Source organism: Hydrogenophaga sp., assembly GCF_030656115.1.
Classification (GTDB): Bacteria; Pseudomonadota; Gammaproteobacteria; order Burkholderiales; family Burkholderiaceae_C; genus Hydrogenophaga.
Genome location: NZ_JAUSOO010000087.1, coordinates 1 through 9354 on the forward strand (window position 1 = coordinate 1; position 9354 = coordinate 9354).

General features: G+C 63.6%; 8 protein-coding genes and 3 tRNA genes. 2 read left to right on the top strand and 9 right to left on the bottom strand.

The annotated features are described in order from the left end of the window. Positions 1-708: 708 nt before the first annotated feature. Together Q7J58_RS12180 and Q7J58_RS12185 are read left to right on the top strand one after the other, a co-directional pair. A complete protein-coding gene (locus Q7J58_RS12180) occupies positions 709-1044 on the top strand; it encodes a hypothetical protein (protein ID WP_304828180.1) in 336 nt (111 codons plus the stop codon). Between the two features lie 41 nt (positions 1045-1085). After that, positions 1086-1607: a hypothetical protein gene (locus Q7J58_RS12185; protein ID WP_304828183.1), complete on the top strand. Its 522-nt coding sequence runs from the start codon at positions 1086-1088 to the stop codon at positions 1605-1607. A gap of 158 nt (positions 1608-1765) precedes the next feature. Here the strand turns inward: Q7J58_RS12185 and Q7J58_RS12190 are convergent. The 9 genes from Q7J58_RS12190 to Q7J58_RS12230 form a co-directional block, all read right to left on the bottom strand. Continuing rightward, a tRNA-Thr gene (locus Q7J58_RS12190) sits at positions 1766-1840 on the bottom strand. 19 nt (positions 1841-1859) lie between these two features. Continuing rightward, positions 1860-1935, bottom strand: a tRNA-Gly gene (locus tag Q7J58_RS12195). Between the two features lie 99 nt (positions 1936-2034). Then, positions 2035-2110: transfer RNA gene (locus Q7J58_RS12200), tRNA-Phe, on the bottom strand. 55 nt (positions 2111-2165) lie between these two features. Next, positions 2166-2858: a response regulator gene (locus Q7J58_RS12205; RefSeq protein ID WP_304828186.1), complete on the bottom strand. Its 693-nt coding sequence runs from the start codon at positions 2856-2858 to the stop codon at positions 2166-2168. Between the two features lie 30 nt (positions 2859-2888). Continuing rightward, entirely contained in the window at positions 2889-5138 is a 2250-nt protein-coding gene (locus tag Q7J58_RS12210; RefSeq protein ID WP_304828190.1) for an ATP-binding protein, read from the bottom strand. Positions 5139-5173: 35 nt separating this feature from the next. Then, complete coding sequence (locus tag Q7J58_RS12215) at positions 5174-5863, bottom strand: DUF4390 domain-containing protein (RefSeq protein ID WP_304828193.1); 690 nt, start codon at positions 5861-5863, stop codon at positions 5174-5176. A gap of 22 nt (positions 5864-5885) precedes the next feature. Then, positions 5886-7238, bottom strand: coding sequence for a 16S rRNA (cytosine(967)-C(5))-methyltransferase RsmB (gene rsmB, locus Q7J58_RS12220; RefSeq protein ID WP_304828196.1), 1353 nt, complete (start codon positions 7236-7238; stop codon positions 5886-5888). A 136-nt stretch (positions 7239-7374) separates the two neighbouring features. Next, a complete protein-coding gene (locus Q7J58_RS12225) occupies positions 7375-8445 on the bottom strand; it encodes a M48 family metalloprotease (RefSeq protein ID WP_304828199.1) in 1071 nt (356 codons plus the stop codon). Positions 8446-8483: 38 nt separating this feature from the next. After that, complete coding sequence (locus Q7J58_RS12230) at positions 8484-9077, bottom strand: LemA family protein (protein ID WP_304828202.1); 594 nt, start codon at positions 9075-9077, stop codon at positions 8484-8486. Positions 9078-9354 lie beyond the last annotated feature (277 nt).

A 9354-nucleotide genomic window follows, 5' to 3' on the forward strand; every position in this document is an offset into this window, starting at 1 on the left:
TTGCGTACTTTGACGGGCTGGGGTTACCAAGACTGTCCTGACCTCAAACTCTCGAACCGCCCGGTGCGGACCCGCATGCCGGGTGGTGTGGCAGGGGTGCAGCCGATAATGGCTGCCCCCTATGCCGATGGGCGCCCGATATGGGCGCACGCCTGAAGCTGCAAGTCCCGCCACGGGTTGAGCACGACGATCGAAGCAAAGCGCAATGGCGCACGGGCACCGGGCATGGGCCCGCAAAGTTTTTGCGACCTCAAAAGGCAACGACGGTGCAAGCCGCAGCGAAACGCCAGCAGAAGTCGTCGCAGTGGACGTGCGAGGCCCTCAAGGCTGGGTGGAAACCCCCAAGGGCCGGACGAGGGTGGGTGACCGGGATACCCTGGGCGAATGGCGCAGCGCGGAATGGAAAGCAACGCTCTGTCAAAGACCCCGCCAAGAACCTCAAGCGCTCGAACCGCCCGGTGCGGACCCGCGTGCCGGGTGGTGTGTCCAAGTGCAGCCGATCTTGGGTGCCCCTTATGCCAACGGTGATCGCGGTGTGGCGGTCGCACCCCAGTTGAAAAATATTGTTAAAAATCCATTTATTGAGAATGGTTCTCATTTAATATTCATCAAACCAGCCACCTGCCACTCGTCACCGAAGCCACAGACCAACAGGAAGCCAGCCCCGTGCACGCCTGCCGTGCTGCCCACCCTCGACCGGAGACTGCTATGCACCCCAACACCGACCCGAACGACGAAGAATATGTGATGCCCTGCGCCGAGGCCATGCTCGCCGGCACGCTGGCGCTCATGACCGGTCACGCCCAGAGCGCCTGCGCCCGCCAGCGCATCCTCATGGCCAAAAAGATCCGGTCCAACCTGTATTTCCTCGGGCAAAACCCAGACCTCACACCCAATTTCCGCACCGTGGTGCAACGCATGCACCTGCACTGGGACGCACTGGTGAACGCCACCGAGCCCCCGCCAGCCACCGTGCTGGGCACCGAAAACCACCTGCTCCCAGAAACCCGGCTGTGGCACGCCGCTGCTTCGCAGGTGCACTGAGAAAGTCCCATATGCACCCACTGCCCCAACCACAGACCGCGATGCAATGGATACGCAACCGCCACCCAGAAGCAGGCTCGACACCCGGTGCACCGGCACAACACAACCACCCGGCACCCGTGAGCGTGGTGCAAGAGCACGCTGTTTTGATGCGGCACATGGGGCGACTGCAAACCCGCGTGTCGGGTTTGCTGGCAGACCAAGAAGCCCAACTGCAAGCCCTGAGCGGCGAAGTGTTGCGGCTTCGCGGGCAATTGGTCGTGGCACGCACGGCGGTGCTGTGGGGTCTGGCGCTGCGCACGGCGAGCAAGCTGCCCACCGCACAACGCAACGCCATTCAAAGCCGGGGGGCAGGGGACATGGCACGCTTGGGGAATTCTGAATGGACCCGCCAGCTCGTTTGCCAAACCGGCTGTGTGGGCCACGCCCACCACTGGCTCACCACCGAAGGCACATGCCAACTCAGCGGCCAAGCTTGTGAGCGTCAGGCGCTGGAAAGCCCCCTCGGAAAATGGCCCGCTGCGTTCGATTTGCAGCCGGCAACTTCCAAGTCAGCCAAGTGATCGGCATGCCCGCGCCGAAAATCGTCCGAATGCCGTTCGAAAACCCCCAAAAAGTCAATTACTTAGAGTAAACGACTTGAGAGAGAGGCTTCTGGAGTGAAACCACAGAAAGCAAAAAGCCCGCGGCAGCGAACGGGCTTTTGAATGTGTTGGGCGCTTGGTGCCCATGGCGGGAATCGGACCCGCGACCTCTCCCTTACCAAGGGAGTGCTCTACCACTGAGCCACATGGGCAGCCGCACGGGCAACGATATGGAGCGGGATAAGAGACTCGAACTCTCGACCTATACCTTGGCAAGGTATCGCTCTACCAACTGAGCTAATCCCGCAAACCGTTTCCTTGAAAGATGCGACCGTATTTAAAAAATGCAGTCATGCAAGGCTCTCAAAGAAAAACCCAACGTAGAGAGCTGGGTTTTCTGAATGTTTGGTGGCCTGGGACGGAATCGAACCATCGACACGCGGATTTTCAATCCGCTGCTCTACCAACTGAGCTACCGGGCCAAACAGAAGCGAGAGTATAGCAGTATTTTTAAGCGATTTTGAGGCAACACATCGATCAGGGCGCATTGCGCTTGCTGCGGGCCAGATCGACACCGAGCTGCTTGAGTTTGCGGTAGAGATGGGTGCGCTCCAAGCCGGTTTTTTCGGCCACACGGGTCATGGAGCCGGCCTCTTTGGCCAAGTGAAATTCAAAATACGCCTTTTCAAACTCATCGCGGGCTTCGCGCAGCGGGCCTTCGAGGTTGAACGACTGCAGGGACTGAGGGCCAATGTCCAGCGCCATCTCGGGCAGGGTGCCCCCTGTCATGGCCGACTCCACCGTGAGCTCTGCGGCCAGGTTGAGGCTGTTCTTGATTGGACTCAGCACCGCACTGGTCTTGAGCATGGTTTTGTTGAGCCCTTGGTCCACCGCCTTGAGCAGTTTGGCCAGGGTGATCGGTTTTTCGAGGAACGCGGTGGCACCGATGCGTGTGGCCTCCACAGCGGTGTCGATGGTGGCATGTCCACTCATCATGATCACGGGCATGGACAGCAAGCCGTTGCTGGCCCATTCCTTGAGCAAGCTCACACCGTCGGTGTCGGGCATCCAGATGTCGAGCAACACCAGATCGGGACGCAGCACGGCGCGCACGGCACGGGCCTGAGCGGCGTTTTCAGCGAGTTCGACGGTGTGACCCTCGTCGTTCAGGATCTCGGAGAGCAAATCCCGGATCCCCAGTTCATCGTCTACGACCAAAATTGTTGCCATGGCGCGGTCTGCTTCCCTCTGCTTGTGTTGTCAATTAGCAACTGTGAATGATAACGACACTTGAGCGCCGACCACTTGCCCGTCGGTCAAGCGGTTGGACAGATCGACCCGGCCACCGTGTTCGTCCATGATCTTTTTGACCACCGCCAGCCCCAGTCCGGTGCCTTTGAGCTTGGTGGTGACGTAAGGCTCGAAGGCGCGCTTGAGGATGTGCTCTGCAAAGCCGGGGCCTTGGTCGATGACGGACAGGCGCACCCATTGGCCCGAGTCGGAGCACCGGGTGCGCAGCAACACCTCGGCGCCCGGGCTGGCGGCCACTGCGTCCTGAGCGTTTTGTACCAGGTTGTGCACCATCTGGCGCACCTGTTGGGCATCGGCCATGGCGAGCGGACAGTCGTTGGCCAGCTCATGGCGAACGGGTACCGTGGCGCTGTCGTAAAGCGACAAGATGTCGCGCACCAGCGCATTGAGGTCGGTGGGAGCCAACTGCGCCGCAGGCAATCGAGCGTAGTCACGGAACTCGTTGACCAAGCGCTTCATGGCATCGACCTGATCGACGATGGTTTTGACCGACTTCGTGAGGATGGCCTGTTCGGCGGGCGCCACCTTGCCGTCGAGCTTCATGGCCAGGCGTTCGGCCGAGAGCTGGATAGGCGTGAGCGGGTTCTTGATTTCGTGGGCCAGGCGCCGCGCCACTTCGCCCCAGGCCTGGGCGCGCTGGGCCGACACCATGTCCGACACGTCGTCGAACACCAGGAGGCGGTCGTGGTTGGGCAACAGGGCCCCGCGCGCAATCAGGGTGATACCTTCATCAAACGGTGTGGTGCCATTGGCATTGAGTTCAAACGGCTGCTGCCAGTGCCCGCCTTCGTGCGGGGTGTCATCGGACAAAAAACGCTCAAACTGCTGCAGCACGCCAGCAGCAAAGTGAGCCAGCCCGGGCAACTCGGCCAGGGGTTGGCCCAGATGGGGGGCGAGCGGTGTACGCAAGATGCGCGCCGCACCGGGGTTGACGCTGTGGATGCGTCCGTTTTCGTCAAACACCACCACACCTGCGGTGAGGTTGTCCAGAATGGTTTGCAGGTTGTCGCGCGCTGCGTCGACCTGAGCCATGCTGTGCTGCACTGCGCTGCGGGCGTCCGCCAGGTCTTGTGTCATGTGGGCAAAGGTGCGGGTCAAGCCGGCCAGCTCGTCGCGCGCGGTCAGCGCAGGCTTGGGCGCCAGATTGCCGGCGGCCACTTCCCGCATGCCCTCAGCCAGCACCAGCAGCGGGCGCACCAGTTGGTTGCCCAGCAGCACCGCCAGCAACACCGCGCCAAACACGGCCAGAAACAGTGCCAGCGTGAGCGTGCCGATGTACATGCGGCGCAGACCCTCTCGGGCCAGGGCACGCTCCTGGTATTCGCGGTTGGCCACTTGCACGGCCAGGGCGTCCGCCACCAGTGCAGCGGGCAGAGGGGCAATGACCTGCAGGTAGCGGGGCTCGGTGTTGAAGCCAAAGGCCGGGGCGTTCACCAGCGCCAGCACCTTGATGCGAGCCTGCCCGGCGGCCAGGGCGGCCTCGGCCTCTCCATCGCTGCCCTCTTCCAGCCCTTCGATTTGCGCCACCACCCGAGCCGAACGCACGTTGCGCAACTGCGCCAGCCCAGGGCTGCTGGGCGAGATGTCAAAGCGCGATGTTCCCGCACTGGCCAGCGCCTGCCCGGCGGCGCTCCAGAGCACGATATCGGTGGCTGAGAGTTGTTCTCGCAGGCGCTCCAGTGCCAGCACAGCCGAAGCGTCGGGCACACGGGCCAGGCTTTCTGCGGCCATGCGGGTCTTGTTGCTCAGGTCGGCGCTGAGTGTGTCCAGCGTGGTGCGGCCCAGGCTGAGGCCTGCACTCAACGCCGATTCGACCCGAACGTCGAACCAGCTCTCAATGGAGCGCGACACGAACTGGTAGGAGACGGTGTAGATCAGCAAGCCGGGCAAAATGCCGACCAACCCGATGATGCCGGCCAGCTTGATCAGCAGCCGACTGCCGAACTTGCCGCGCCGAAAGCGCACCGCCAGGCGCACCGCCAGCCACAGGATGATGCCCACCAGCACCGCCGCCACGGCCGCGTTGATACCGACCAGCCAGGCGAAGTTCTGTTCGTAGAAAATCCGGTTGCGCGTGGCCAGAGTCAGCAGGAACAGCAGCACCATGCCCAACCCGGTCATGAACACCAGGCCCACCACCACGGCCCAGCGCAAGGCAGCGGTTTTCTTGCGCGACGATAGGGTTTCGATGGGGTTCAAGGCAAAAAATCGGGTTCGGTCGGCACCGGCGGAGGTCAGCGCCCGGGTTCTGCGGCGACCGACTCTCCCGGTGGATCGCTCGGCAGCAGATCGGGGGCGCTGTCGGGGAACGGATCAGGCTCAGCCTGCATCGGCACCCGCAGCACTTTTTGCACCGCAATGTCCCACTCGGGCTGGTTGCTCATGCCGATCTGAAATGGGCGTGGCAGCAAGGACAGGTCGAGCCGAAAGTGCCATTCAACGCGGTACTTGTCCTCGGACTGCAGGCGCGCCGCGTCGGCCACCTTCCAGTGGGACACGCGGCCAACGCCGGCCAGGGCCTCGGCGAGGCTGTCGAAGTTTTGGTGCAGCGCATACTGCAAGCCGGTACCCGTCACACCCCCTGTGTCGGTTGAAAGGCTCAGACGCCAACGGCGCGTGAGGGGCTGGTAGGCCAGACGCAGCGTGCGCAGCGCAGTGGTCATGCGTTTGTCGGACCAGTACCAGCGCTGGCGGTACACATCGGCCTGCCAGGCGAAGTACAGCGGCACGCCTTTGAGCAGCGCATCTTCCACGGCAGCAGCGGGCACCAGCTTGAGCCGGGCAGACAGGTACACCGCCTCGGGTGTGCGCTGCACCCCCATCTGCAAAATCTCAGGCTCGTAGGCCCGGGCTGGCGTCAGCACCAGCCAGGCCAGGCCAATGGCCAGCACCAGAGCACGCAGCACGCGCTGCACGTCTGTCATGCGCGCGGCCCACAGCAGCCGATCAAGGCTGGACCTTGTCGATGCGGGCGTAATAGAAACCGTCGTATCCACCGGGAGGATTGTCGTTGAACTCCCCCAACGGAGCGGCCAAACCCGGCAACAAATGCCCGGCAGAGGGCCGAGACACGGCGTCGGTGTGGCGCTCAAGAAACGCTGCGACCTGATGCGCCCCTTCGGCTCGGAACACCGAGCAGGTGCAGTACACCAGACGGCCACCGGGTTTCAACAGAGGCCAAAGGGCTTCCAGCAGGGTGTGCTGGATGGCGACCAGCGGGTCCACATCGGAGGCGCGGCGCAGCCAGCGCACGTCTGGGTGCCGGCGCACGATACCCGAAGCGGTGCAGGGTGCGTCGAGCAAGATGGCGTCAAAAGCGCGGCCATCCCACCACTTGGCAGGGCGTGCTGCGTCGGCACAGCGCACCTCGGCCTGCAAACCCAGGCGCTGCAGGTTGTCGTGGACGCGCTCGCAGCGCCGCTCGTCCACATCCAGCGCCAGCAGATCCAGGTCCGCCCGCTCCAGCAGGTGCGCGGTCTTGCCACCCGGGGCGGCACAGGCGTCCAGCACCCGGTCGGTGGGCGCCCAGGCCCGTCCGTTCAGCAGCAGCATGGCCGCCATTTGCGCGGCCGCATCTTGCACCGACACATGACCCTGCGCAAAGTCCGGCAGACGCTCCACCGGCTGGGGCACATCCAGCACCAGGCCGTCGCTGCCCACCGGGGTAGAGGCCACGCCCACGGCTTGCAGCGCCTGTTGGTAGCGCGCGCGGGTGGTCTTGCGGCGGTTCACACGCAGGGTCATGGGGCCGGGTTGGTTGTTGGCCTCCAGAATGGCCGCCCAGTGCTCGGGGTGGTCGCGTTGCAGGCGCTCAATCCACCAGACCGGGTGGTTCCAGCGCGCCACCGGGAGCTGGGCCACGCTGTGGAGCAGCGCTTTACGCTCGCGCAGAAAACGGCGCAGACAGGCGTTGACAAATGCGGCTTGGCGCTGGGTGCTGCGGTCCTGACGGGCGGCGTCGACCGCCTGATTGACCACGGTGTGGGGTTCGTAGTGCGGTCCAACCGGCTGTGTGACGGGCGTGCCATCGGCGACCACTGCGCTCGGTCCGTCCAACAGCAACGCCACAGCGCTGCTGAGCAGAGCCATGACCGCAGGCTCGGGTTTGCGTTGCACCAACTTGCCCACCAGCGCTCGCGCCGTGCCCAGGTGACGCAACACATGAAAGGTGAGCGCCTGCACGCCGGGTCGCAGCTCGGCGTTGACTTGGGGCATCACGTCACTGAGCGAGCGGCCCTGCTCCACCGCCAGCACGCAGCGTGCGGTATGCCGCAACTGGGCAGCCAGACTGGGAGTCAAGCGGGCAGCGCCCTGGGGCGCAACAGCTGAGCGAGACGGTGTAGAGGGCGATGAGCGGGCTGGGTCGGTCACTGGCAATTCCATGGTTCAGACCCGGGAGTGTGGCGCAAACCGGACACCGCTGGCCATCCCGGACTCAAATCAGCGTCCAGCCAGGGCCTTCGTCTGCAGATGTGGAGGTTACGGAAGTCCCATCACCGTCCTTCGGCCGTTCATCTTCCCGCGTCAGAGGCAGCGGGCCCATGGCTCGCCCATATATGCGGCGTATACGCTGCTCCAGCGTGGGGTGCGAGTCGAGCCAATGGGCCACCGTGCCGACCTCGTCGGACACCAACAGCAGGTGCTGCACCATGGAGCCGACGCGGTGCGATACCACCCCGGCGCGCTGCTGGCTCATGATCTTGCGCAACACACCACCGAGGCCGTCGCGGTTGCGGGTCCACTGCACAGCACGCGCATCGGCCAAATATTCGCGCTGGCGCGACACGGCGGCCTGCAAGGCATGGCCCGCCACCCAGCCCAGCCAACCCGCCGCCATGATGGCCAAACCCAGCAGGGCAGCCACCATGCGCCGGTCTTTTTCATCGGGTTCAAACAGTTGCTGGCCCATGCGGTACAGCATTTCCAGGCCGAATACCATGCCAATGAGCCGCATGTTGAGCCGGGTATCGCCCTCCCGGATGTGGCTGAACTCGTGGGCCACCAGGCCCTGAAGCTCGTCGCGCGACAACAGGTCCAGCGCGCCCCGGGTCACGGCCACCACGGCGTCGTCTTCGTCCCAACCGGTGGCAAAAGCGTTGATGCTGGGGTCGCGCGCCAGCACCATCGCCTGCGGCCGCTTCATACCCGACGACACCGACATTTCTTCAACAATGTTGCGAAACCGCTGCTCGTCGAAGTCGGACGATGGCTGCACGGGGCGCGCGCCCATCTGCTCGGCCAGTCGCTGGCCACCACCGTCGGCAAGACGGGAGGTTTCAACCCACCAGCCACCCAACACAAACAGCAACACCACGCCGGTGTTGACTTCAAAAAAGTAGCGGGGAAAACGCATCTCGCCCGGCGTCCAGAAACCCCAGGTCAAGCCCCATGCCACGGCCAGCGCAACGTTGATGGCCAGCACCAGCAACAGCACGGTCAGCACAAACGCGAACAACAGCTTGCGCGTTGCGTTGCGGGCTTCGCGCTGCGATTCAAAAATCAGCACGCCAGTACCTCAACCCGTCACGCCTGCGAAGATGCACCTCAGAAACTCACCTTGACAGCTTGGCGCTCCACCTCGTTGCTGGTGGATGCCAGCATCGACTGGGTCGTGAAGTTAAACAACCGCGCCACGATCAGTGTGGGGAACTGGGCCGCAGCGTCGTTGAATTCGAGCACGTGGTCGTTGTAGGCCTGGCGCGCGAAACCAATCCGGTTCTCAGTGCTCGCCAGCTCTTCGCTCAATTCGCGCATGGTCTGGTCGGCCTTGAGGTCGGGATAGGCCTCAGCCACCGCGAACAAGCGCCCCAGCGCGCCACCGAGCATCTGCTCAGCACCCGCGAGAGCACCCAGCGCGCCCGCATTCAGGGGGCTGCCCGCCGCAGTTTGTTCGGCTGCGCGGGCGTGGTTGCGGGCGGCAATCACGGCTTCCAGCGTTTGCGCTTCGTGAGCGAGGTACTTGCGCGCGACCTCCACCAAGTTGGGAATCAGGTCGTATCGGCGCTTGAGCTGCACGTCGATCTGACCAAAGGCATTGGCAATGGCGTTTTTCAACCGAACCAGACGGTTATAGGCCCCGACCGCCCAGAAAAAAACCAGCAGGCCCACAGCCAGAAAAATCCATAGCGCAGCAGACATGGGTTCAACTCCTTCTCTAGAACAGGCGGTTTTCGGTCCGGACAAGCCCACCACGCGGCTTATGGCCGCAACGGCAACCTGCGATCAACGGCAATATACCCCAGTGTCCACAGCCGCCCGTGTGACGAAAATCGACCACCATCGGCATAGGGGGCAGCCATTATCGGCTGCACCCCTGCCACACCACCCGGCATGCGGGTCCGCACCGGGCGGTTCGAGAGTTTGAGGTCAGGACAGTCTTGGTAACCCCAGCCCGTCAAAGTACGCAACGGTCAGC